Raw genomic sequence first — 21,840 nt, 5'->3', positions numbered from 1 at the left:
CATTTTTTTGGCGAGACAGGTGATCTGCCGTGGATACGCAAGCTCCCGAGACTTCGCAGCTCATTGCCGGCGGCGCGGCGCGCGGCTCGATGCGTGCAATGTCGGGCATTGAATTCCTGCGCGCCCTGATGGACGGCAGCCTTCCGACCCCGGCGTTCTCGCCGACGAACCGCATTCGCCCGGTCGAAGCGGAAGAAGGGCGCGTCGTGTTCGAGGGCGAGCCGAAGGGCGACTTCTACAACCCGATGGGCACGGTGCACGGCGGCTGGATCGCGACGCTGATCGATACCGCCATGGCGTGCGCCGTGCATTCGTCGCTGAAGCCCGGCGAGATCTTCACCACGCTGGACATGAGCGTCACCTTCGTGCGCCCCGTGACCGAGGCGACCGGCACGCTGCGCTGCGAGGGCGTGCTGTTACACTCGGGCGGTCGCGTGGCGAGCGCCGAAGGCAAGGTCTACGACACGAGCGGACGGCTGATCGCGCACGGCAGCGAGACGTGCCTCGTCACGCGGGCAAACCGCGCGGGATAAGGAGAATAACAATGCCGCGAGTTTCCAGGAAGCAGGCCGAGGAGAACCACGCCGCGGTGCTCGACGCCGCCGCGAAGCTGTTCCGCGCCAAGGGCATCAACGGCGTGAGCGTGCCGGCGCTGATGGCCGAGGCGGGGCTGACGCACGGCGCCTTCTACGGGCACTTCAATTCGAAGGAGGAGCTCGCCGCCGCCGCGTGCGCGCACGCTATCGAGCAGTCAGGGGCGATCTACGACGGGCTTCTCGAGCGGCATGGCGGCGACCAGAACGCCGCCCTGACCGAGTTCGTCAAGCGCTATGCTTCGAGGCTGCATCGCGACCAGCCGGGCCTTGGTTGCCCGATCGCCGCCCTCGCGGACGACGCTTCGCGCGAAGAGTTCAAAGGGCCGGTACGCAAGGCCTTTGCCGCGGGGCTCGAACGCATGATCGACCGCCTGCGGCCTTTGCTCGGCCGCCGCGGCAAGACGGCGCCGCGCGAACAAGCGCTCGCCGACGTCGCGATGCTGGTGGGCGCCTTGGTGTTGGCACGCGCGACCAAGGGTCATGCTGTCTCCGATGAGGTCCTGCTAGCCGCACGAAATTCGATGTTGTCCACCTAAAGTCTGGCGACGCAACGCGTCAGCTGAGTTCCGAAGAGCGCAGCGATATATGACGAACATAAGCTATTGTAGATGCGAAGGAGTTCTCCCATGACTACCAACACCGAAGCTACTGCCCTCGTCACGGGGGCATCCACGGGAATTGGACGGGCAACGGCCAAGGCGCTCAAGGACGCGGGATTTCGGGTGTTCGGAACAAGCCGTCGCGCCCTCGCCGCAAGCCCCGACGGCGTTACCATGATGACCTGCGACGTGACCGATGACGCGTCGGTGGCGAAAATGGTCGATGGGGTGCTCACCAAGGCCGGGCGTATCGACCTGCTTGTCAACAACGCCGGCATTGGTTTGCTCGGCGGCGCAGAAGAATCCTCGATCGCCCAAGCCCATTCACTGTTCGACGTGAACGTCTTCGGTGTCATCCGCGTGACGAATGCCGTGTTGCCGGCAATGCGTCGTCAAGGGAAGGGTCGGATCATCAATATGAGTTCCATCCTGGGTCTGATCCCGGCCCCCTACAATGCTCTGTATGCATCCACAAAGCACGCTATCGAAGGCTATTCCGAATCGCTCGACCACGAATTGCGCGCATTCGGAATTCGGGTTGTGCTGGTCGAGCCCGGTGTTACCCGCACGTCGTTCGAAGAAAATATCACGAGGCCTGATCGGCTGCTTCCCATCTACGATTCCGAACGCCCTCGGATGGAGGCGTTGATGCGCAGATTGATAGAAGGCGGCGATGCCCCTGACATTGTCGCCGAGGCGGTTGTGAAAGCTGCCTCTGTGGCGGTGCCGAGAAGGCGCTATACGGCTGGAAAACAGGCGGGCCAAGTCCGATTCCTGCGCCGGTTCCTTCCCGAATCCATGGTCGACAAGGGCCTCCGGAAGTTCAACGAACTGCCGGTCTGAAGAGCACAATCGCGACTGTCGCCTCGCCCATCCACCGCACGGATTAAATTCCCCGAGCCAACCACGGAGACCCCCATGGCAAGCAAAAGCAAAGGTAAGGCACTGGTGACCGGCGCATCTACCGGCATCGGCGCCGTCTATGCCGACAGACTGGCGAAGCGCGGCTATGACCTCGTCATCGTCGCTCGCAACGAAAAGCAGCTCAATGATCTCGCCGCGCGGCTCAAGAGCGACACGGGACGCAATGTCGAGGTGCTCACGGCCGACCTCAGCAGAGAAGCCGACTTGAAGCGGGTCGAGACCAAGCTGGCCACCGATCCGGAGATCGCGCTGCTCGTTAACAATGCCGGCATTTACGCGAATGCCAAACTTGCCGAGCACGACTTGCAGGCCATCGACGGCATGATCAGGCTGAACATCCTCGCCGTCACGCACCTGGCGTCTGTCGCCGCCAAGGCGTTCTCGGACCGCCGACGCGGCACGATCGTCAACATCGCGTCCGTGTTGGCCGTAGCGCCGGAAATCTCCAACGCCACCTACGCGGGGACGAAAGCTTACGTCCTGGCGCTGACGCAGACGATGAACGTGGAGCTTGCCGGTGCCGGTGTGACGGTGCAGGCCGTGCTGCCGGGAGCAACGCGCACGGAGATATGGGAGCGCTCGGGCGGTGACATTGATGCATTGCCTGCCGAGATTGTCATGGACGCTGGCGAGATGGTCGATGCGGCGCTGGCCGGCCTTGACCAAGGCGAGTTGGTGACCATTCCGTCGCTGCCGGACGCCGCCGACTGGAAGCGGTTCGAGGACGCGCGTGCCGCGCTGCGGCCGAACCTGTCGCTACAGAACGCGGCGGCGCGCTACAAACAGCGCTCGGCCGCCTGATCATCGCGGGAAGCGTCAGCGACGCTTCCCGCTTTACTTTCGGACGCTCAGACCGGCGGCGGGTTGCGCTCGGTGAAGGCGACGCGCTGGTGCCAATAGGGATAGACCAGCGGCCGCTCGCTCGCCGCATCGAGCTTGGCGATCTGCTCCTTGGTGAGGTTCCAGCCGACAGCGCCGAGGTTCTGCTTCAGCTGCTCCTCGTTGCGCGCGCCGACGACGACGGTCGACACGGTCGGGCGCTGCAGCAGCCAGTTGAGGGCGATCTGCGGGACGCTCTTGCCGGTTTCCTTCGCCACCTCGTCGAGCGCGTCGACGACCTTGAACAGGTACTCGTCCTCGACCTGCGGTCCGGCCTCGGCTGAATCGTGCAGGCGGCTTTGCTTCGGGATGCCGGTGCCGCGGCGGATCTTGCCGGTGAGGCGGCCCCAGCCGAGCGGGCTCCACACCACGGCGCCGATGCCTTCCTCGAGGCCGAGCGGCATCAGCTCCCATTCGTACTCGCGCCCGATGAGCGAGTAGTAGGTCTGGTTGGCGACGTAGCGCGGGTAGCCGTACTTGTCGGCGACGCCGAGCGCCTTGGCGATGTGCCAGCCGGAGAAGTTCGACACGCCGACGTAGCGGATCTTGCCGACGCGCACGAGGGTGTCGAGCGTCGACAGCACCTCCTCGGGCGGTGTCATGGCGTCGTATCCGTGCAGCTGGAAGAGATCGATGTGGTCGGTCTGCAGGCGCTTCAGCGAGGCATCGATGGTGGCGAGCAGGTGCTGGCGGGATGAGCCGACGTTATTGGGCTCGTCATTGAAGCGGAACGTCGCCTTGGTGGAGACGAGGCAACGGTCGCGCTTGCCCTTCATGGCTTCGCCGAGGATGCGCTCCGATTCGCCGGCGGAATAGATGTCGGCGGTGTCGAACAGGCTGACGCCGGCGTCGAGGCAGATATCGATGAGGCGGCGTGCTTCCTCGGTGTCGGTAGCGCCCCAGGCGGCGAACAGCTTGCCCTTGCCGCCGAAGGTGCCGGTGCCGAAGCTCAAGGCGGGCACGTTGAGGCCAGATCGTCCGAGACGCCGGTATTCCATGGCTTTGGTCCTATTGTGATTTGCGGGACGAGGGAGAGGTAAGGTGTCTCCCCACAGCTTAGCAAGCGCGGCAACGTTCCCTAGGCGGCAATGTCGCCGCCCAGGCTGCGCACCCGCTCGGCATCGCGCAGCGGCGGCGCGCCGAAGAGACGGCGGTACTCGCGGCTGAACTGCGACGGACTGTCGTAACCGACAGAATGCCCCGCCGCGGCCGCATCGATCGATGCCGATAAGATCAACCGTCGCGCTTCCTGGAGCCTCAAACGTTTTTGGTACTGAAGTGGACTCATTGCGGTAACCGCCTTGAAGTGATGGTGCAACGACGATGGGCTCATGCGCGCCTCGTCGGCGAGCGCAGCCATGCTGAATGGCTCGCGGAAATTGCGCGTGATCCAGCCAATGGCGCGGTTGACCTGCTGCAGCTTGCTCTCGCCGAAGGCGATCTGCGCCATGCGCGAAGCCTGATCACCGCGGAGCAGACGATAGAGGATCTCGCGTTCTGCCAACGGGGAGAGGATGGGAATGTCCTGGGGCGTATCGACGAGCCGCAGTAGGCGCAGGCATGCATCGAGGAGCCCGTCGTCGGCATCGCTCACCGCAAGTGCCGGCCCCGGCTGGTCGCGCGCCGCCCGCTGCATGTCGCTCTCCAACAAGATCGCGCCGATGGCGGCCGGATCGAGATCGATGCGCAGGCAGAGATATGGGCGCTCGGGCGTTGCTTCGGTGAGCTGGCTGACGACGGGCACGCCAACCGAAATGATGAGGTACTGGCCTACCGTGTAGCGGAGCAGGGCCTGGCCCGTATCCGCCTGTTTGGAGCCCTGCGCCATGATGCAGACGGCCGGCTCGTAGACTCCGTGGATGGGCTCTCCCGTGTGTGAGCTACGATGCAAGAAGACGCGCGGGATGGGGGTCGCATGCGCCCCGTCGGTCCCGGCCAATCGTTCAATCGCTTCGGCGAGATCGCCGATCTTTCCTTTCGAGTGCGTCTGCATTTGGTACCGTAAATCCAGATCATTTGACTGCTGCCAGCGTACGCCTGACCCAGGGAGCAGTGAACCGTCTACCTGCTGTTTCGTAGGATTATGCAATGATCGGGTAGCTTCGGTCTACCGCCATCGCGGGCGCTGCGGGCATGGTCTCGTCACGCCGGCAACACTTGCCGCGGAACCGAGACAGGAGACGGATATGAGCAACATCAAAGGGAAGGTCATCGCCATCACGGGAGCCTCCAGCGGCATCGGCGAGGCGGCGGCACGGCTGCTGGCGGAGCGGGGCGCGAAGGTGGTGGTCGGCGCCCGGCGCACCGATCGCCTGGAGAAGCTGGTCGCTGAGATCAAGGCGAAGGGCGGCGAAGCCGCATTCCGCGCGGTTGATGTGGCCGAGCGCACGGATGTCCAGGGATTCGCCGACTTCGCCAAGTCGCAGTTCGGCAAGGTCGACGTGCTGGTCAACAATGCAGGCGTCATGCCGCTCTCGCCCATGGCTTCCCTCAAGGTCGACGAGTGGGACAAGATGATCGACGTGAATATCCGCGGGGTTCTGTACGGAATCGCGGCGGTACTGCCTGACATGAAGGCGCGGGGCAACGGCCAGATCATCAATGTCGCTTCGATCGGCGCCCACGTGGTCATTCCGACCGGCGCGGTTTACTGCGCAACCAAATACGCCGTTTGGGCAATCTCCGAAGGTCTGCGTCAGGAGAATCCCGACGTTCGCGTGACGATCATCTCTCCCGGTGTGGTCACGACTGAGCTCGGCAATGACATCACCGAGCAGAGCGCGAAGGACGCGCTTGTCCAGTTCCGTAAAGCCGCGCTCACGCCTGACGCCATCGCCCGTGCCATCGCCTATGCGGTCGAGCAGCCGGACGAGGTCGATGTGAACGAGGTGATCGTGCGGCCGACGATCAGTGCGTTCTAGACTTTCGCGATCTGTGAGCGTCTACGGCGCAGGGCACCGGCCCTGCGCCGATGGCGCGCGGTGCCGTGCGAGGCAACCACTCCGGCTGCCGCCGTCCGACGCGGGAGAGGTTCCCTTTTCTTGGGGCGTCAGCGCCCTTTGGGGCTTTGTTAGCTTGCTGCGGGCATGGTCGGCGCAAAATTGGTCAGTCACCGGTGTGCCATGCAACGAGACGAGAACGGAACAACGATGCCGATAGGCCGGCGCGATCTCATACTGGCAGCGGGCGTGGTGCTCGCGACGGCTAGCGTTCCGGCGCGGGCGCAAACGGCCGCGGCGCCGGAAGGCCCGCGCGCCAGCGTGCCCTTCGACGACGGACTAGCCATTCCCATCCCGGCCAAGCCCTCGCTCGGCCAAGGGAAGGACCGTGCGCTGGTGCTCGGCGGTGGCGGCGAATACTTTGCCGCTTGGATGCTGGGGTTCATGCAGGGTTTGCACGAGAACGGCGTCACTTATGAGATGCCAGAGGTGATCATCGGCACTTCTGCAGGCTCGGTGGTGGGCAGCACCATTGCAGGCGGTCATCTGGCGAGGGTGACACGCGAGTTCGAATTCTTCGGCGCCTTCCCAAAACTGTTGGCCGCGCTGGTGCCGACTCCCAAGCCCAACCCAAGCCAGCTGCGCGCGCACGAGCTGTGCAACACGGCCACGGACGCGAGCGTAGCGACCATCCAGGCCATCGGACGTGGCGCCATGGCGGCTCGCAACCCGTCCGTCGGCAAGCTGCAGGATATGGTCGTCACGCTGACCGGGAACTTGCACTGGCCTAGTGAGATTTTCCACGCCACGACCGTGGACTGCTACAGCGGACAGCGGCTCGTCGTGTGGTCGGCTTCCAACGTGCACATCTCGCACGCCGTCAAGCATGTCGCTGCCGGGAATATTCGGACCGACGTGGATCGGCGACCGCATTTGCATGGACGGCGGCATGGGTCCGAGCAGCACGCATTCGGACCTGGTGGCCGGCGCCAAGCGTGCCATCGTCGTATCGCTCACCGACGGATTGCCCGGAAGCGGTCCGCGCTTTTCCAGCATGCCCAATTCGATCCTGCAGGAAATCAAGGATCTGGAAGCGGCCGGCACCAAGGCGCTGCTGATCGCGGCCAACCCGGGTAAAGTCAATCTCGTGTCGCCGGAAGAGATCGCGCCGGCCATGAAGCTGGGCTACGACCGCGCTGTGCAAGAGGTCGACAAGGTTCGCGCCTTCTGGGCCTAGGCTACTGCCGACCGTGGCGCGCATTTGCTCAACTGAGAGGGAGCCATGCGTACTTACCAGAAGCAGGACTTTCCGGTCGGCAACGTGCGCCGCTTCCTCGAGCCCGGCCCGATCGTGCTGGTGAGCACCGCCTATAAGGGCGAGGCCAACATCATGACCATGGGCTGGCACATGATCATGGAGTTCGAGCCGTCGCTCGTCGGCTGCTATATCTGGAGCGAGAACCACAGCCGCGAGCTCGCCCGCAAAAGCAAGGAATGCGTGATCAACCTGCCGACCGCGGACATGGCCGCGAAAGTGGTCGGGATCGGCAACTGCTCGGGCCGCGATACGGACAAGTTCGCCCGCTTCAACCTTACCGCAACGAAGGGCGCAAAAGTCATGGCGCCGGTCATTTCGGAGTGCTACGCCAACTTCGAATGCCGGCTCCACGATGCGAGCCTCATCAACAAATACAGCCTGTTCGTGTGGGAGGTCGTGGAGGCCCACGTGGCACGGTCGCCGCGGTACCCGCGCACCCTGCACTACCGGGGGGACGGTGAGTTCATGATTTCGGGCGCCAATACACGGCGCTATCGCCGCCTGTTCAAGCCGGAAATGCTTTAACGCCCACATCGGCGCTTCGATTTGTCGCCCGCATCCGCTAGAAAATTGCCCGGGGCCGGCCATTAGGCTCCGAGCGGCGCTGCCAGGGCATGCACCTATTCGAAGTTGAGTGGAGAGACGCGTGAAGCCGACACAACAGTTGCACGACGCCGGCCAGAGTTTGTGGATCGACGACATCACGCGCGAGATGCTCGACAGCGGTCGCCTCGCCAAGATGGTCGCCGAGCTGTCGGTGACGGGTCTCACCTCCAATCCGACGATTTTCGAGAAGGCTGTCGGCAAGGGCTCCGACTACGACGAGGCGATCGAAAAGCTTCTGCGCAAGGGACTGTCGGACGAGGCGCTCTTCTTCGAGCTGGCGCTGGATGACCTGCGGCGCGCCGCCGACCTTTTCTTGCCGGTGCACAAGCGCACCGCCGGCGTCGACGGTTTCGTGTCGCTCGAGGTATCGCCGCTGCTCGCCTACGACACGGACGCGACCATCGCCGAGGCGAAGCGCCTCTACGCCAAGGCAGGGAAGCCGAACCTGTTCATCAAGATTCCCGGCACCAAGGAAGGACTGCCGGCCATCGAGGCGGCGACGTTCGCCGGCGTGCCGGTCAACGTCACGCTGCTGTTCTCGACGGCCGACTACCTCGCCGCCGCCGAGGCCTATATGCGCGGGCTGGAAAAGCGCGTCGCCGCCGGTCTCGATCCGGACGTGCGCTCGGTCGCCTCGGTGTTCATCAGCCGGTGGGACCGCGCCATCGTCGAGGACGTGCCGGACGAGCTGAAGAACCGCCTAGGCAACGCCATTGGCCAGCATGCCTACCGTACCTATCGCGAGCTTTTGGATTCGGACCGCTGGCAGCGGCTGGAGAACGCCGGCGCCCGCCCGCAGCGTCTCCTGTTCGCCAGCACGTCGAGCAAGGACAAGCGCGCGCACGATACGCTCTATGTCGAAGCGCTGGCGGCGCCCAACACGGTCAACACCATGCCGGAGGAGACCCTGCGCGCCTTCGCCGACCATGGGAAGCTCGCCGCCGTTCTGAGCCCCTATGGCGGGGACTGCGACTCGGTGCTCGATGCCCACGCCAAGGCCGGCGTCGACGTCGAGGCTCTGGCGCGCAAGCTGCAATCGGACGGCGCCAAGGCATTCGTCGCCTCTTGGCAGGACCTCCTCAAGTCGATCGGCGCTAAGAGCAAGGCGCTGGCCTAGGATGGGACACCTGAGCCATGACGCGGTCGAGGCGCCGCTGACGACGAGCGTTGCGTGGAGCGCGCTCGCAGCGCACCACGCCGCGATCAAGGATCGCGATCTGCGCTCGCTGTTTGCCGAGGACCCGCAGCGCGCCGAGGGATTTACGGTCGAAGGCGGGGGCCTTACGCTCGACTACTCCAAAAACCGCATCACCCCTCAGACCATTAGCCTGTTCGTCCAGCTTGCCGAGGAGCGCGGGTTTTTCCAAAAGCGCGCAGCAATGTTCCGCGGCGACAAGATCAACGTCACCGAGAACCGCGCGGTGCTGCATGCGGCGCTGCGGGCGCCGCGCGACGCCATCTTCGAGGTCAACGGCCGCAATGTCGTCCCCGACGTGCACGCGGTGCTCGACCGCATGGCCGCCTTTGCGGAGCGCGTGCGTTCGGGTGCGTGGAAGGGGCACACGGGCAAGCGCATCCGCAACGTCGTCAATATCGGCATCGGCGGATCGCATCTCGGGCCGGAGATGGCTTATCTGGCGCTGCGCGCCTTCAGTGACCGCGACATGCGCTTCCGTTTCGTCGCCAACGTCGACGGCGCTGCCTTCACGGAGGCGACGCAGGATCTCGACGCCGAGGAGACGCTGTTCGTCATCTCCTCAAAGACGTTCACGACACTCGAGACGATGAGCAACGCCGACATCGCCCGCGCCTGGCTGCTGCAGCGGCTGGGCGAGGAAAGCGCTGTCGCCAAGCACTTTGTCGCCGTGTCGACCAACGCGGCCGGCGTCAAGGCCTTCGGCATCGACACCGCAAACATGTTCGAGTTCTGGGACTGGGTCGGCGGGCGCTATTCGCTCGACTCGGCCATCGGCCTGTCGACGATGCTGGCCATCGGGCCGGACAACTTCCGCGCCATGCTGGCCGGCTTCCACGACATGGACGTGCACTTCCGCACCGCGCCGCTCGCCAAGAACCTTCCCGCTTTGCTCGGGCTGCTGACGGTCTGGTACGCGGATTTCTTCGGCGCGCAATCGCAGGCGGTATTGCCCTACGCCCAGGCACTCGCACGCTTTCCGGCGTACCTGCAGCAGCTGCAGATGGAGAGCAACGGCAAGAGCGTCGACCTCACGCGCCGCCGGGTCGACTATCAGACCGGCCCGATCGTCTGGGGCGAGCCCGGCACCGACGGCCAGCACTCGTTCTATCAGCTCCTGCATCAGGGCACGCACCTCGTGCCGGCCGATTTCATCGGCTTCCTCGAGCCGCTGAGCCCGCTCGCGCCGCCGCACGACCTGTTGATGGCCAACCTCTTCGCCCAGGCCGAGGGACTGGCGTTCGGCAAGACGGCGGAGGAAGTCGCGGCCGAGGGCGTCGGCGCGAACGACGTCGCCTTCCGCGTCATGGAGGGCAACCGCCCGAGCAACATGATCCTCGCCGACCGCCTCGATCCGCGCGCGCTCGGCGCGCTGGTGGCGCTCTATGAGCACTCGACCTTCGTGCAGGGCGCGATCTGGGGCGTCGGCTCGTTCGACCAGTGGGGCGTGGAGCTCGGCAAGGTGCTGGCAAAGAAGATCATCGGCGAGTTGCGCGACATGGATGAGCCCAAGCTCGCGCACGACAGCTCGACCAACGCCCTGATCGCCCGCTACCGCGCGTCACGCGCGGGCGGTTGAAGACGTCGTCCCGAGGTTCATCCCGGGACGACGTTAGACAGTAGCGTGCGCGTTGCTACGAGCGCGCCACGGCGGTGGCGAGCGCTTCGGAGATCAAACCGAAGATCGCGCCACCGATCATGGAGAGAGCGATGATCACCGCCGGATTGGTGAGCGTCGGTTCCATGAGCCCGGGCACGGTGTTGGTCAGAAGCGCCAGTGCGACGGTCGCCGCGTAGCCGTACACGGTTGCAGGAATGGCCGAGAAGATCGGAATCTTGCAGCCGAGGATCATCAGGGTAACGCCGACAGCGACGCAGATGCCGGCCCAGATCGGCGCTGCCAATCCGAGATCGAGATTGGAGAACGCGATCAGGGTGAGCGCGCCCCACAGCACGCCCCACAAGTTGGCCAGGACGCTCGAGATGAAGCCCTGAATCTTGCCCCCGCAGTGATAGAAGCTTGCCCAGGCGATGAATGCCGCCCAGATTTGCAAGCCGAGGACGAGAGGATCGGAAAGATAGAGATACGTGGCAACGCCTCCCAAGAGGCCGATGCTGAGTGCCAATGCCGTAACGAGATCCATGTGTCTTTTCTCCCCTAAATTTGTGCCGGAGCCCTTGTTGCTGTGGCCTCTCGACACATGGCATGTTACCCCGCAATTGCGTGGCATAAGCGCAACACGGGCGCGTCATCTGCCTGAGAAACACCCATTTTTCTGCTGCAGCGCACTATCGAGCCGGCCGGCCGGCCGAGGCCGCCGAGTAGCCGTCAGTCGCCGTCGAGCGAGTTGAAGCCGATCATCTGTCCGGTGAGCTCGCCGAGCGCGGCGCGGCCCGTCGACTCGGCACTTTTCAGCGACAGCAGCATGGGCGCGAGGCGCTCGCGCGCGGCGGCATCCTGCAGGGCGTCCGGCGCCATCGCCGCGGCTGCCTCGCCGGCGCGCACCGCGAAGCCCAGGTCGGTGGCGACGCTGCCGACGATGGCGAGCGCGGCGCGCTCCTTGTCGGTGGTCGCGAGATCGTCGGCGAGGAAGCCGCTGCCGCCGACGAGATCGCGCACACCCTCGACGACGGAAATGAGATAGGGCAGGCCGAGCCCGCTATGTGGCAAGAGGGGACTCGAGGCTTTGGCGGACTCTACACCCATCGCCGGGGCCAGCCGATGCAGGCGCACGACCTCGATCTCGGTGACGTAGGCGGAGAACAGCGCCAGCGTGGTTTCCTTCGCCGTGAGGTAGGCCTTGTTGCCGTCGCCTGGCTGCAGCCACGCCTGCTTGTATTCGCCCGACCAATCGGCGTGCGTGTCGGCGGCGATCTGGGCGATGTCGGTGGCCAGCGCGTGGACGTAGCGGCAACGGAAGCCCGCCTCGGGGTCGGCAGTGGCGAGGGCCTCGGCACCGCGGCCATAGAGTGCAACGTCGACCGCGCCGAAGCCCTGCACGGCGACGCTGGCGCCTTCGAGCTTTGCCGGATCGAGGTCGGCATCATCGCGCTTGGCGATGAGCTTGGCAGTCTGCTTTCCGACGATGCCGTGCTGGTCCGGATAGAACAACAGGCGGTCGAGCCGCTGCTTGTACGCGATCGGGCCGAAGCGGATCGGCGCGATGCGTCCCCAGGCGAGCAGAGTGGCGCGCGCGGCGGCGCGTGTCGCGTCGAGGGCGCCCTGCGACGGCGCCTTGCACAGCGCCGCCGATTTCTCCGCGAAGTCGCGCGTCACCGCATCGAAGCGCGCGTAGCCCGGCAGGATGATGCCGGCATAGGCCCGCTTCGCCAGTGCGGCGTCGTCAAAGGCATTCGCCGGCGGCGCCGCGGCGAGCATGGCCAGCGACATGCAGGCGAGCGTCATGGCTCGCCTGATCGGCGTGATCCCCCTCACAGCGACTCCACGAACTTGATCAGCGCCTCGCGATCCGATTTCGACAGCGCGGCATAGCCGTCGCGCGATGCCTGTCCCTCGCCCCCGTGCCACAGGATCGCTTCCTCCAGATTGCGCGCCCGCCCGTCGTGCAAAAAGAACGTGTGGCCGCTGACGAGCTGGGTCAGTCCGATACCCCAGAGCGGTGACGTCCGCCACTCGCGGCCGTCGGCAACGCCTTCGGGGCGGTTGTCCGCCAGACCTTCGCCCATATCGTGCAGCAGCAGGTCGGAGTAGGGCCAGATCTTCTGATTGGAAAGGTGTGGCTGCCCCTCGACCTTGCCTGTCGTGAATGACGGCGTGTGACAGCTCTGGCAGCCGAGTGCGTAGAAGATCGCCTTGCCGCGCGCGACTTCCGGGTCGTTGAAATTGCGGCGTGGCGGTACGGCGAGGTTCTGCGAGTAGAAGACGACGTGGTCGAACAGCGTGGGGCCGACCTCCAGGCCGCTATCGCGCTCGCTGTTGCCGTTGGGGGCATTGAGGCACACAGGCTGCGCCTTGGTGCAATCGCCGGATGGTGCCGGCGACATTGGATTGGAGAGGCCCATGTCGCCGGCGAAGGCGCTGCCGGCCTGTTCGCGCACGGACGGCTTGCCGGCTTTCCAGCCGAAGCGGCCGAGCACCGGTTTGCCCGCTTCGACCGACCACACTTCAGAGTCGCGGCCCGAGATGCCGTCCTTGTCCTTGTCGTCGGGGTCGGCCTTGGCGCGAATGTCGGCTTCGGGAATCGCCTCGAGCAATCCGACCCCGATCATCGGCGGCGCGAGGCGCGGCGACAGCATAGTGTCGGGATGCATCGGACCGTACTTCAGGCCGTCGACGCTATAGGTTGGGTGGCGCAGGCTGACGACGGTGCCGTCGCCCAGCGTCACCGGCACGTCCTTGTAGTCGATGTGCATGCGGCCTTCGTTGTCGAGGCCCTGCACCGCGAGGTTCTGCAACTGCTCACCATAGGTCGGCTCGTTGATGGTGTTGGCGCGATGCTCGGCGAGCAATTGGCGCTGCGCGTCGTTCTGCGGCGGGATGGAGAGGCGGAGAAACATCGATTCCGCCGTGTCGGCGGGGAAGTTCGCGTGCGGTGGGCGCCCGCGGCCGTCCTTCAGATGGCAGCTCTGGCAGGAACGCGAGTTAAAGAGCGGGCCGAGGCCATCGGAGCTCGTGGTCGACGACGGCGCCGAGATCCACAGCTTGCGGAAGATGGCGTTGCCGACCTTGAACTTGGATTCGCCCTCGAGGCTGATGCCTTCCGAAGCGTGCGAGAATGCCTCGCGCGTGTCGATGCTCTTGCGCGTCGTGGCGCCGCCGCCGGGGCTCTGCTCACCCAGCTCGTTGGGGATATTCGGTGCCTCGATCGCCCGCACGCCGACAGCGGCAATGCACGCCGCTACCAGTCCCGGCAGGAGGAGCAGCGGCAGGCGGGTGGTGCTATGGCGCTTGGGCATGCGAGCTTATAGGACAACCGGCCTCGACCGCAGAGGCCGGTGCTCGACTATGCCGCACGGGCGCGCCCGCATCGCGATCACCTGACGTTCGACGGATTGTCGAGGCTGTCGGAGCCCTCGAATTGGATCGACTTCAGTTCCAGCGCGGCGATGTCGCGCTCGAACTCCTTCGACTGGGCGATCAGCGCCTGAATGGTCTGGTCGAGTAGGGCGTTGCCGGCCTCGTTGCCCTCGCCGAGCATCTGGTCGTAGTGCTCGCCGCTCTCGGCGCGCTTCACGATCTCGTCCATCTGCTTCGCCGTCGCGTCGAGTGCGGCGCGCGTGCGCTCGTCGGCCTCGGGCGACTTGGCGCGCACGAGGTCGGAGGCGCTGGGGCCGGAGACGACCAAGCCGTCCGGGCGCTTGTAGCTGCCGAGGTAGACGTTGCGGATGCCGAGCGCGTCGTAATAGTGGGCGTTGTGGGTGTTGTCGGAGAAGCAGTCGTGCTCCTCCTCCGGATCATGGATGAGCAGACCGAGCTTCATGCGCTCGCCCGCCATCTCGCCGTAGGAGAGACTGCCGAGGCCCTTGAAGAGGGCGGCGAGGCCGGCCTGTCCGCCGTCCGCCATCACCGCCTTGCGGGCGGCGCCGTCGGCACCCCACTGCTTCACCATCCAGTCGAGGTCGTCGAGCAGCAGGTCGGTGACGACCTCGAGATACTGGGCGCGGCGCTCGCAATTGCCGCCGGTGCAGTTCTTCACGTCATAATCGGTCGCCGGGCGCTGGCCGGCGCCAGGTCCCGTGCCGTTGAGATCCTGGCCCCAGAGGACGAATTCGATGGCGTGATAGCCGGTCGCGACGTTCGACTCGACGCCGCCCGCCTCCTGCAGCTTGTCCGACAGGAGCTCCTTGGTGATCTTCGAGGTGTCGACGGGCTCGCCGTTGATCTTGATCGAGGGGTTGGCGATGACATTGGCGACGTAGAGATCGTTGGCCGGCGCCTGGTCGACGTACTCCTGCGAGACGTAGTCGATGAGGCCTTCGTCGAGCGGCCAGGAGTTTACGCGCGGTTCCCAGTCGTCGACGATCTTGTTGCCGAAGCGGAAGGCTTCCGTCTGCATATAGGGAACGCGCGCGGCGACCCACGCCTTGCGCGCGGCGGCGAGGCTCTCCTCGGTGGGAGTCTTGATGAGCGTATCGATCGCCGTCTTGAGCTTGCGTGCCTCAGCGAGCGAGTCCGTATAGCCGGCCTCGGCGATGTTGGCGTAGGTTTTGGCGACGTCGGCCACGCTCGGCGCGTCGGCGGCGGCAGGCTGCACCAAAAGCATCGCGACGCAGGCGGCGAAGGCGTTTCGGAGGGGCATAATCATATCGCTTTGCATTTCCTCTCCCGGGCGTTGTCGCGGCAAACTCGATATTTTCCGACTCGCGAAGTCAAGATTATTTTTGCCTTGTCGCCCTGTATGAAGTCGGCCCAAGGAACGCCATCGCGCGGCGGAACACTAGTGGTCTTTTGCGCACGGGCGAAGGCACGGGGGCGGCACTGAAAACGGGTCCGCGGAAACTAGGCGCGATGCGGCGAGGAACAGCGCTCTTGCTGGTTGCAATGATGGCGGTGGCCGCCCCGGCCGGGCGTGCTGCACCCGCCAAGCCGTCGTTTGCGCAGCTCAATGCGCGCGTCATCGACAAGTACGTGCTCCCGCGCTTCGAGCGCCTCGCGAAGGCAAGCGGTAAGCTTGCCGAAGATGTGACGCGCCTCTGTGACGGGGCCAAGGACGCCGCCTCTTCCGTAAAGACCGATTTTGCCGACACGGTGCTCGCCTGGGGTGCGGTGGAATTTCTACGGTTTGGCCCGATGTCACAAATCGGACGGCCCGAGCGTTTCGAGTTCTGGCCGGACCCGCGCGGCGTGACGCAGCGCCAAGTGAACGCGCTCGTCGTCAAGAGGGACGTGATGGCGCTCGATCCGGCACAACTCATCAAGAAGAGTGCCGCGGTCCAGGGACTGTCGGCGCTCGAGGTGCTGCTCTACGACGACAAGCGCCCCCTCGGCGGCGACGATGAGGAAGGCAGCTACCGCTGCAAACTCGCACTGTCGATGGCGCAATCTACCCACGCGCTCTCCGAGGAGATACTTACGGAATGGCAAGGTGACACTGGCTGGCGCCTGCGCATGGTGGAGCCGAAGGCCGGCGACCCGCGCTACAAGTCGGCGGAGGAGCCAGCGGGGGACTTCGCGCGGGCGCTGATCACCGGGCTGCAGATGATCCAGGACCGCGAGGTCGTGCCCATGATCAACGCCATTGCGACGCCCGATAAGCCGCCGCGGCTGCCGTTTTCGCGCGCGGGTCTGAGTGCGCGCTATATTGCCTCGGGCATCGCCTCGACGCAGGCTCTGTACGAGACGATGGGCCTCGCGCGCAACGTTTCCGGCGACAAGGCGTGGATGCCGCGCTGGATCGGCGAGGCGTTTCATAGGCTGGCTCGCGACGCGCCGGCCGCGGTAGAAGAGATCCCGCGCGCCAAGGACAATCCCGAACGGGCGCGCGACCTGCGCATGGTGCGTTTCCACGTCGAGGGCATCCGCAAGCTGGTGGGGCGCGAATTGGCGCCGGCAGCGGGACTGCAGATAGGGTTCAATGAGCTCGATGGCGATTGACCGGCGGCATTTCCTGATCGGCAGCACGCTGAGCCTTGCGGCGGCGAGCGCGTCGAACGCGTTTGCCGGCGTGCTCGACGAGGATGCCGATACCGGCGTTGCGCCCGGCGATCTCGTCGCCGCCTGCCGCCGTCCCGACGGCAGCTATTCGGTCGTCGTGCTGTCGCTCGACGGCATGGTCCTGCGCGAGCTGCCGCTCGAAGGCCGCGGCCACGACATCGCGCTTGACCGCACCAGTGGCCAGGCGGTGGTGTTTGCGCGTCGCCCCGGCTCGTTCGCGCTCGCTTTCGACATCGGCGATCGGCGCGAGCCGGTGTTGTTCACGACACCAGCTAACCGGCATTTCTACGGCCACGGGACGTTCTCGCGCGACGGGCGCCTGCTCTACGCAACGGAGCATGACAACGAGACGCGCGCAGGCCTGATTGGCGTTTACGACGCCACCGGCGGCTACAAGCGCGTCGGCGAGTTTCCGACCTACGGCATCGGTCCGCACGAGGCGATCCTGCTCGCCGACGGCAAGACGCTCGCCGTCGCCAACGGCGGCATCGAGACGCACATCGAGACCGGGCGCGAGAAGCTGAACTTGTCGAGCATGCAGCCCTCGCTCGCCTTCGTCGACAGCACGACCGGGCGACTCGTCAGCCAGCACATGCAGCGGGCCGACATCCACAAGCTGTCGATCCGCCACCTGGTGCAGGATGGAAAAGGCGCGGTGTGGTTCGGCTGCCAGTGGGAAGGCGGCGACGCCGAGACGCCCGAGCTCATCGGCTGCGCCGGCATCGACAAGCCGCTGCGCATCATCGAGCCGGCAACGCCGATGGGTTCAACGCTTGCCGGCTATATCGGTGCTGTCGCCTTAAGCCCCGACGGACGCCTCATTGCGGCTTCGGCGCCGCGCGCCGGGCGCATCGTCTACGTCGATACGGAGAAGTTCGCTATCGCCGGCGAAACGCTGCTCGTGGACAGTTGCGGCATCACCGGGGCTCCTAGGTCAGGCTTCGTGATGACCTCGGGCCTCGGCGTGGTGCAGACGGATCAACCGGACCACACGCATTTGACGACGGCGACCTTCCCCGGCCGCTCATTCGACAATCACCTGCGAATTTTGGGCTGAGGCGTTGGTCAGGCGGCGCCGACGATTGTCGGGCGCCGGGCGCTGAAATCGGGGTGCGGCGCGCGGCCGAGCAAGCGCGCCGGTCGGCGGCTTTCGGGCGTCTGCACCGGTTGTTGGGCGGCGGCCATCATCCCCCAGAGTAGCCCCATCATCAGGTAGAAATGGCGCCAGTGGTCGCTGTCGATAATGGCGCCTTCGAACGCTGTCGCCACGAACGTCGCGTACACCACCAGGAATATCGTACGCGTGTCGGACGCGCGCATCGCGAAGCGGAACCCGAACACCAAAGTCAGCACGACCAGGATCAGGTAGACGGCGCCGCCGAGCCAGCCGGCGTTGAGGAACATGCTGAGATAGACGTTGTGCGCGGCCTCGGGGTGGTGGCGGGCGGAGAACTCCAGAGCGCCGATGCCGAGCGGATTCTCGACGATGATGCCGGCGGCCTTTTCCTGCCCGCCGAAGCGGCCCTCCGAGCCAGTGTCGTACGACTGCTCGAGGCTGGCCCTCTGGCTCAACAGGTTGGCAACCTGATCGGAGCTGAGTGCGGCGACGACGGCGAGCGCCCCGAGGATTCCGCCGGCGAAAAGCAGGATGACGATCTTCAGCCGCACGCGCGCCTGCCGCGTCGTGGCCATGATGAGGTAGCCGTAGATCACCAGGGCGACGGCGAGGACCATCCAGGCGCCGCGCGAGAAGCTCAAGAAGACGCCGAGCGCGAGGAAGGCGGAGCCGGCGAGCGGTAACAGCATGCCGCCGAACGAGCGCTGCAGCGCCGCATTGAGCAGGTAGAGCGCCGGCACAACGAGAAACGGGCCGAATACGTTCGGGTCCTTGAATGTGCCGCTGGCGCGCTCGTTCTCGGTGAAGAGCTCATAGCCGCCGGGGATGACGCCGAAATAGCCGAGCACCGCGGCCGCGCAGGCCACCAGCGCCGCGAACGTCCACGCCTTGAGGATCAGCTCGGTATGCGGGCGCGGCGAGCGCGCGACGAAGGCCGCGATCACGACGGAGGCGGCATAGAGATAAATGGTCACGGCAACATGGATGCCGGTGGATTTCAGGTCGAGAGAGGATGACGCGCCGAGCAGCAGGCTGGCGGCGGCCACGAGCCACATCGCACCATAAGCCAGCACGCCAGGCGTGAAGCTGACGAGCCCGACGGTCGGCAACAGGACGATGAGGCCGATGGTGAGCGCATCGACGGGCGCCGGCTCACTGAACACGAAGCCGCTCGCCGCAAACGTGATCGCGACGGCAGCGAGCGTCAGCCACGTGACGAGCCCGCGCCGCGGGGCGCGTGTCGTCTGCAAAGCGCTCGCGCTATCGATGGCAACGGCGGCCGACATCACTGCTCCTACGCACGCCGCTCAGTAGGCGTTCTCGGACTTCAATAGCGCGAACGGCGTCTTGAGCAGGATGTAAGTGTCGAGCAGCAGCGACCAGTTCTCGATATAGTAAATGTCGCATTCAACGCGCTTCTGAATTTTCTCGGGAGTGTCGGTTTCGCCGCGCCAGCCGTTGATTTGTGCCCAACCGGTAATTCCCGGTTTCACTTTGTGACGCGCGAAGTAGCCGTCGACGACGTTGTCGTAGAGGTCGCCAGCCGCCTTGGCTTCGAGCGCGTGCGGGCGTGGCCCGACCAGCGACAGGTTGCCGAGGATCACGTTGAAGAGCTGCGGCAGCTCGTCGATCGAGGTCTTGCGGATGAAGCGGCCAACGCGGGTGACGCGCGGGTCGCCCTTGGTGACGAGCTTCGAAGCGTTTGCGTCGCAGCGGTCGGTGTACATCGAGCGGAACTTGAAGATCTCGATCAGCTCGTTGTTGAAGCCGTAGCGCTTCTGGCGGAACAGCGCCGGACCGCGGCTGTCGAACTTGATGGCGGCGGCGACGGCGAGCATGAGCGGGGCGAGCAGGATCAGAGCCAGCGTACCGACGATCTTATCGAACAGCCACTTCGAGACCGAGCCCCAGTCGGCGATCGGCTTCTCGAGCAGGTCGATCATGGCGACATTGCCAACGCGCGAGTAGGTCTCCGACGTGAAGCGCAGCTCGGAAGCGCGGGCCGGCATCTTGACCTCGGCGGGGAGAATGGCGAGCGCGCGCGTCAGCTCGATCACGCGCTTCTCGGCGGCAATCGGCAGGGCGACGATGATCATGTCCAGGCGCGAGGAGCGAGCGAAGGAAACGAGCTGCTTCAAGCCGCCGAGGCGCGGATAGCCGGCGATGACGCGATCGACGCGGTCGTCGCCCCGGTCGTCGAAGATGCCGGTGATGCGCACGTCGGCGTCCATGTCGACCTCGAGGTCGTGGATCAGGCGCTCGGAGATGGCGCCGCCGCCGTAGATTGCGGCGCGGCGATAGAGGCGGCCCTGCTGGGTCCAGCGGCGAACTAGGCCGGCGACGAGCAGGCGCTCGCCGATGAGTACGACGATGCCGGTGACGTACCAGCCGGCGAACCAGACGCGCGAGAACTCATGACCGGCCTTGAGGAAGAAGGCGCCGGCGAGCAGCAGCGCGAAGGCTGCCGTCCAGGCGAGCAGGACGCGCGGCATCTGGCGGATGAAGGAGTTGAACGATGCCTGCGAGTAGAGACCCAGCATGTCGAAGCCGGCGACGGTGATCACCGCCGTCATGCCGATGGCAGCCATGTAGTAGGGGTGGCCGATGATCATCGGCTCGTCGACGTAGGAGAGGGCGACGGCGATGCCGAGAATGCAGATAAGGGCGATGTCCAGGGCGCGCACGGCGCCGCGGATGACCACCATCGACATCAGGCTCGTCTTGTCGTCGAGCCGGAAGTCGGCGAGGCGCGGGGTGGAGCGCGTCGTCGGGACCGATTGCGGAACGGAGGCGTGGCCGATGTTGAGCATTCTGCGTGACCTGTGACCTAGACTGCCCCTTGGAAAGCAGGCTTCGTGCCACAGGCGAGAATGTCCGGCCCTCGGCCGGTAAGCTTTGCAGTTAAGGTTAGCGCCCGAGCCGCTCGCCGTAGAAGGCGAGCACTTCGTCAGCCGCCCTGCCGACCGTGAAGCGGGCAGCTACGGCCGCTTTGAGGCGTTCGGCGCGCGCTTTGGCGTCGCTAGGGTCCGCGAGGAAGCCTTGCATGGCGCGTTCCAGGACTTCCACGTCTCCGGGTGGCATGAGCGGCGTGTCCGTGCCGTTAACGATCTCGGGTATGCCGCCGACATTGGTGGCGATGAGCGGCATGCCCGCGGCGGCCGCTTCCAGGACAATGTAGGGCATGCTTTCGGCCCGAGACGGAACAACCAGGCTGCGGCCGAGCGGGAAGGCAGTCCGCGCCGGCATCGCCCCGGCGAAGGTAACGAGCCCACCTAGACCGAGCTCATCGGCAAGCGACTTGAACTCGGAGGCTTCAGGACCGGCGCCGACGATGACCGCCCGCACGGCGCGGGAGGCCTGCAGGCGGGCGAGCGCGTGCAGCAGCACGTCGACGCCTTTGAGCTGGCGCAACTCACCGATGAAGAGGAAATCTGCGGCGTCGGCATTGGGCAGGTGCGCGGTGAAGTCGTCCGGCTGCAGGGCGTTGGGAACAACCCGCTCGGGCACGCCACGGGCACCGACGCGCTGGTTGAAGACGCGGCGGATGAAATCGCTCTCGAAGATCAGGCCGTCGGTGTAGCGCACGAGAAACTTTTCGATGGCCGTGTAGATCAGACCCTGCGGCGAGACGGGCGGGTAGTGCAGGCTACCGCCGTGCGGCGTGTAGAAGGTCGCGACGTTGCGGGCAGCGAGCCGAAGGTCGCGAGCGGCGAGACGGGCGAAGGCGCCGCCCTTGGCGCCGTGTCCATGCAATACGTCTGCCTTCAATTCGTGCGCGACGTCGTGCACGGCGCGGCTGGTCGCGAAGTCGCGCAGGCTCGGGAGGCGCCCCATGGGAAGACGTGTGATGCCGAGCTTCAGATGCGTCGCGGCCTTGGCGAGGCGTTGCTCGGTGAGCGGATCGGAAACCGTCGAGTCGAGCACGTAGCCGACCTCGTGGCCGCGCGCGGCTTGCTCGCCGCTAAGGTCGAGCACGTGCCGGAACAGGCCGCCGACGGGGGCGCGAAAGCAATGAATGATGCGCAAGCGCTCGACCACGCGCGCTCCGGATG

General features: G+C 65.6%; 20 protein-coding genes and 1 pseudogene. 12 read left to right on the top strand and 9 right to left on the bottom strand.

The window, feature by feature from the left end; translation table 11 throughout:
* The first annotated feature begins 29 nt into the window (after positions 1–29).
* From GIW81_RS04740 to GIW81_RS04725, 4 genes are all read left to right on the top strand, one after another.
* The gene (locus GIW81_RS04740) at positions 30–533 is read left to right on the top strand and encodes a PaaI family thioesterase (protein WP_324614890.1); all 504 of its coding nucleotides are present in this window, start codon (positions 30–32) and stop codon (positions 531–533) included.
* Positions 534–589: 56 nt separating this feature from the next.
* Positions 590–1,132: a TetR/AcrR family transcriptional regulator gene (locus GIW81_RS04735; RefSeq protein WP_324614889.1), complete on the top strand. Its 543-nt coding sequence runs from the start codon at positions 590–592 to the stop codon at positions 1,130–1,132.
* 90 nt (positions 1,133–1,222) lie between these two features.
* Positions 1,223–2,038: an oxidoreductase gene (locus GIW81_RS04730; protein WP_154738161.1), complete on the top strand. Its 816-nt coding sequence runs from the start codon at positions 1,223–1,225 to the stop codon at positions 2,036–2,038.
* Between the two features lie 75 nt (positions 2,039–2,113).
* On the top strand, positions 2,114–2,920 hold the full coding sequence (locus GIW81_RS04725) for an SDR family NAD(P)-dependent oxidoreductase (RefSeq protein WP_154738160.1): 807 nt from the start codon (positions 2,114–2,116) through the stop codon (positions 2,918–2,920).
* A gap of 47 nt (positions 2,921–2,967) precedes the next feature.
* On the opposite strand, the gene GIW81_RS04720 is transcribed toward GIW81_RS04725, so the two are convergent.
* On the bottom strand, positions 2,968–3,996 hold the full coding sequence (locus tag GIW81_RS04720; RefSeq protein WP_154738159.1) for an aldo/keto reductase: 1,029 nt from the start codon (positions 3,994–3,996) through the stop codon (positions 2,968–2,970).
* Positions 3,997–4,076: 80 nt separating this feature from the next.
* Entirely contained in the window at positions 4,077–4,991 is a 915-nt protein-coding gene (locus GIW81_RS04715; protein WP_154738158.1) for an AraC family transcriptional regulator, read from the bottom strand.
* Positions 4,992–5,184: 193 nt separating this feature from the next.
* Here GIW81_RS04715 and GIW81_RS04710 point away from each other — a divergent pair, with 193 nt between their 5' ends.
* The 6 genes and pseudogenes from GIW81_RS04710 (at position 5,185) to pgi (ending at position 10,635) form a co-directional block, all read left to right on the top strand.
* On the top strand, positions 5,185–5,919 hold the full coding sequence (locus GIW81_RS04710; RefSeq protein WP_154738157.1) for an SDR family oxidoreductase: 735 nt from the start codon (positions 5,185–5,187) through the stop codon (positions 5,917–5,919).
* A gap of 165 nt (positions 5,920–6,084) precedes the next feature.
* Positions 6,085–6,471: pseudogene (locus tag GIW81_RS19435) on the top strand (patatin-like phospholipase family protein); the annotation flags it as partial.
* A 352-nt stretch (positions 6,472–6,823) separates the two neighbouring features.
* Positions 6,824–7,174, top strand: a complete 351-nt coding sequence (locus GIW81_RS18980) for a patatin-like phospholipase domain-containing protein (protein WP_229309079.1) — start codon at positions 6,824–6,826, stop codon at positions 7,172–7,174.
* Positions 7,175–7,219: 45 nt separating this feature from the next.
* Positions 7,220–7,780 carry a flavin reductase family protein gene (locus tag GIW81_RS04695; protein WP_154738154.1) on the top strand — a complete coding sequence of 187 codons (561 nt, stop codon included), beginning with the start codon at positions 7,220–7,222 and terminating at the stop codon, positions 7,778–7,780.
* Between the two features lie 121 nt (positions 7,781–7,901).
* Positions 7,902–8,978: a transaldolase gene (tal, locus tag GIW81_RS04690; protein ID WP_324614888.1), complete on the top strand. Its 1,077-nt coding sequence runs from the start codon at positions 7,902–7,904 to the stop codon at positions 8,976–8,978.
* Between the two features lie 10 nt (positions 8,979–8,988).
* Positions 8,989–10,635, top strand: coding sequence for a glucose-6-phosphate isomerase (pgi, locus tag GIW81_RS04685; RefSeq protein WP_407658190.1), 1,647 nt, complete (start codon positions 8,989–8,991; stop codon positions 10,633–10,635).
* Between the two features lie 55 nt (positions 10,636–10,690).
* Here the strand turns inward: pgi and GIW81_RS04680 are convergent, their stop codons facing one another.
* The 4 genes from GIW81_RS04680 to GIW81_RS04665 all read right to left on the bottom strand — a co-directional run bounded on the left by GIW81_RS04680 (position 10,691) and on the right by GIW81_RS04665 (position 15,334).
* Complete coding sequence (locus GIW81_RS04680; protein ID WP_154738152.1) at positions 10,691–11,200, bottom strand: DUF1097 domain-containing protein; 510 nt, start codon at positions 11,198–11,200, stop codon at positions 10,691–10,693.
* 185 nt (positions 11,201–11,385) lie between these two features.
* Complete coding sequence (locus tag GIW81_RS04675; RefSeq protein ID WP_154738151.1) at positions 11,386–12,462, bottom strand: imelysin family protein; 1,077 nt, start codon at positions 12,460–12,462, stop codon at positions 11,386–11,388.
* Between the two features lie 26 nt (positions 12,463–12,488).
* On the bottom strand, positions 12,489–13,973 hold the full coding sequence (locus GIW81_RS04670) for a di-heme oxidoreductase family protein (protein WP_154738150.1): 1,485 nt from the start codon (positions 13,971–13,973) through the stop codon (positions 12,489–12,491).
* Between the two features lie 77 nt (positions 13,974–14,050).
* Entirely contained in the window at positions 14,051–15,334 is a 1,284-nt protein-coding gene (locus GIW81_RS04665) for an imelysin family protein (protein WP_407658154.1), read from the bottom strand.
* A 227-nt stretch (positions 15,335–15,561) separates the two neighbouring features.
* On the opposite strand from GIW81_RS04665, the gene GIW81_RS04660 reads away from it, so the two are divergent.
* Complete coding sequence (locus tag GIW81_RS04660; protein WP_210251902.1) at positions 15,562–16,611, top strand: imelysin family protein; 1,050 nt, start codon at positions 15,562–15,564, stop codon at positions 16,609–16,611.
* The gene (locus tag GIW81_RS04655) at positions 16,592–17,728 is read left to right on the top strand and encodes a DUF1513 domain-containing protein (RefSeq protein ID WP_229309078.1); all 1,137 of its coding nucleotides are present in this window, start codon (positions 16,592–16,594) and stop codon (positions 17,726–17,728) included. The genes GIW81_RS04660 and GIW81_RS04655 overlap by 20 nt, the downstream gene beginning before the upstream one ends.
* Positions 17,729–17,736: 8 nt before the next feature.
* Here the strand turns inward: GIW81_RS04655 and GIW81_RS04650 are convergent, their stop codons facing one another.
* The 3 genes from GIW81_RS04650 to GIW81_RS04640 all read right to left on the bottom strand — a co-directional run bounded on the left by GIW81_RS04650 (position 17,737) and on the right by GIW81_RS04640 (position 21,826).
* Entirely contained in the window at positions 17,737–19,074 is a 1,338-nt protein-coding gene (locus GIW81_RS04650; RefSeq protein ID WP_154738147.1) for an O-antigen ligase family protein, read from the bottom strand.
* Between the two features lie 21 nt (positions 19,075–19,095).
* Positions 19,096–20,598 carry an undecaprenyl-phosphate glucose phosphotransferase gene (locus GIW81_RS04645; protein ID WP_154738146.1) on the bottom strand — a complete coding sequence of 501 codons (1,503 nt, stop codon included), beginning with the start codon at positions 20,596–20,598 and terminating at the stop codon, positions 19,096–19,098.
* Positions 20,599–20,695: 97 nt separating this feature from the next.
* Positions 20,696–21,826 carry a glycosyltransferase family 4 protein gene (locus tag GIW81_RS04640; protein WP_324614887.1) on the bottom strand — a complete coding sequence of 377 codons (1,131 nt, stop codon included), beginning with the start codon at positions 21,824–21,826 and terminating at the stop codon, positions 20,696–20,698.
* Between the last annotated feature and the right edge of the window lie 14 nt (positions 21,827–21,840).

Origin of the sequence: Hyphomicrobium album (assembly GCF_009708035.1) — a bacterium.
Classification (GTDB): domain Bacteria; phylum Pseudomonadota; class Alphaproteobacteria; order Rhizobiales; family Hyphomicrobiaceae; genus Hyphomicrobium_A; species Hyphomicrobium_A album.
This window is presented reverse-complemented; position numbering and strand designations above follow the sequence as displayed.

What these genes read in the sequence shown, in the direction of transcription:
- GIW81_RS04730 (WP_154738161.1), top strand. Translation starts at nt 1,223, where the DNA reads ATGACTACCAACACCGAAGCTACTGCCCTCGTCACGGGGGCATCCACG.
- GIW81_RS04725 (WP_154738160.1), top strand. Translation starts at nt 2,114, where the DNA reads ATGGCAAGCAAAAGCAAAGGTAAGGCACTGGTGACCGGCGCATCTACC.
- GIW81_RS04720 (WP_154738159.1), bottom strand. Translation starts at nt 3,996, where the DNA reads ATGGAATACCGGCGTCTCGGACGATCTGGCCTCAACGTGCCCGCCTTG.
- GIW81_RS04715 (WP_154738158.1), bottom strand. Translation starts at nt 4,991, where the DNA reads ATGCAGACGCACTCGAAAGGAAAGATCGGCGATCTCGCCGAAGCGATT.
- GIW81_RS04710 (WP_154738157.1), top strand. Translation starts at nt 5,185, where the DNA reads ATGAGCAACATCAAAGGGAAGGTCATCGCCATCACGGGAGCCTCCAGC.
- GIW81_RS18980 (WP_229309079.1), top strand. Translation starts at nt 6,824, where the DNA reads ATGTCGCTGCCGGGAATATTCGGACCGACGTGGATCGGCGACCGCATT.
- GIW81_RS04695 (WP_154738154.1), top strand. Translation starts at nt 7,220, where the DNA reads ATGCGTACTTACCAGAAGCAGGACTTTCCGGTCGGCAACGTGCGCCGC.
- GIW81_RS04680 (WP_154738152.1), bottom strand. Translation starts at nt 11,200, where the DNA reads ATGGATCTCGTTACGGCATTGGCACTCAGCATCGGCCTCTTGGGAGGC.
- GIW81_RS04675 (WP_154738151.1), bottom strand. Translation starts at nt 12,462, where the DNA reads ATGACGCTCGCCTGCATGTCGCTGGCCATGCTCGCCGCGGCGCCGCCG.
- GIW81_RS04670 (WP_154738150.1), bottom strand. Translation starts at nt 13,973, where the DNA reads ATGCCCAAGCGCCATAGCACCACCCGCCTGCCGCTGCTCCTCCTGCCG.
- GIW81_RS04665 (WP_407658154.1), bottom strand. Translation starts at nt 15,334, where the DNA reads ATGCAAAGCGATATGATTATGCCCCTCCGAAACGCCTTCGCCGCCTGC.
- GIW81_RS04660 (WP_210251902.1), top strand. Translation starts at nt 15,562, where the DNA reads ATGGCGGTGGCCGCCCCGGCCGGGCGTGCTGCACCCGCCAAGCCGTCG.
- GIW81_RS04655 (WP_229309078.1), top strand. Translation starts at nt 16,592, where the DNA reads ATGAGCTCGATGGCGATTGACCGGCGGCATTTCCTGATCGGCAGCACG.
- GIW81_RS04650 (WP_154738147.1), bottom strand. Translation starts at nt 19,074, where the DNA reads ATGTCGGCCGCCGTTGCCATCGATAGCGCGAGCGCTTTGCAGACGACA.
- GIW81_RS04645 (WP_154738146.1), bottom strand. Translation starts at nt 20,598, where the DNA reads ATGCTCAACATCGGCCACGCCTCCGTTCCGCAATCGGTCCCGACGACG.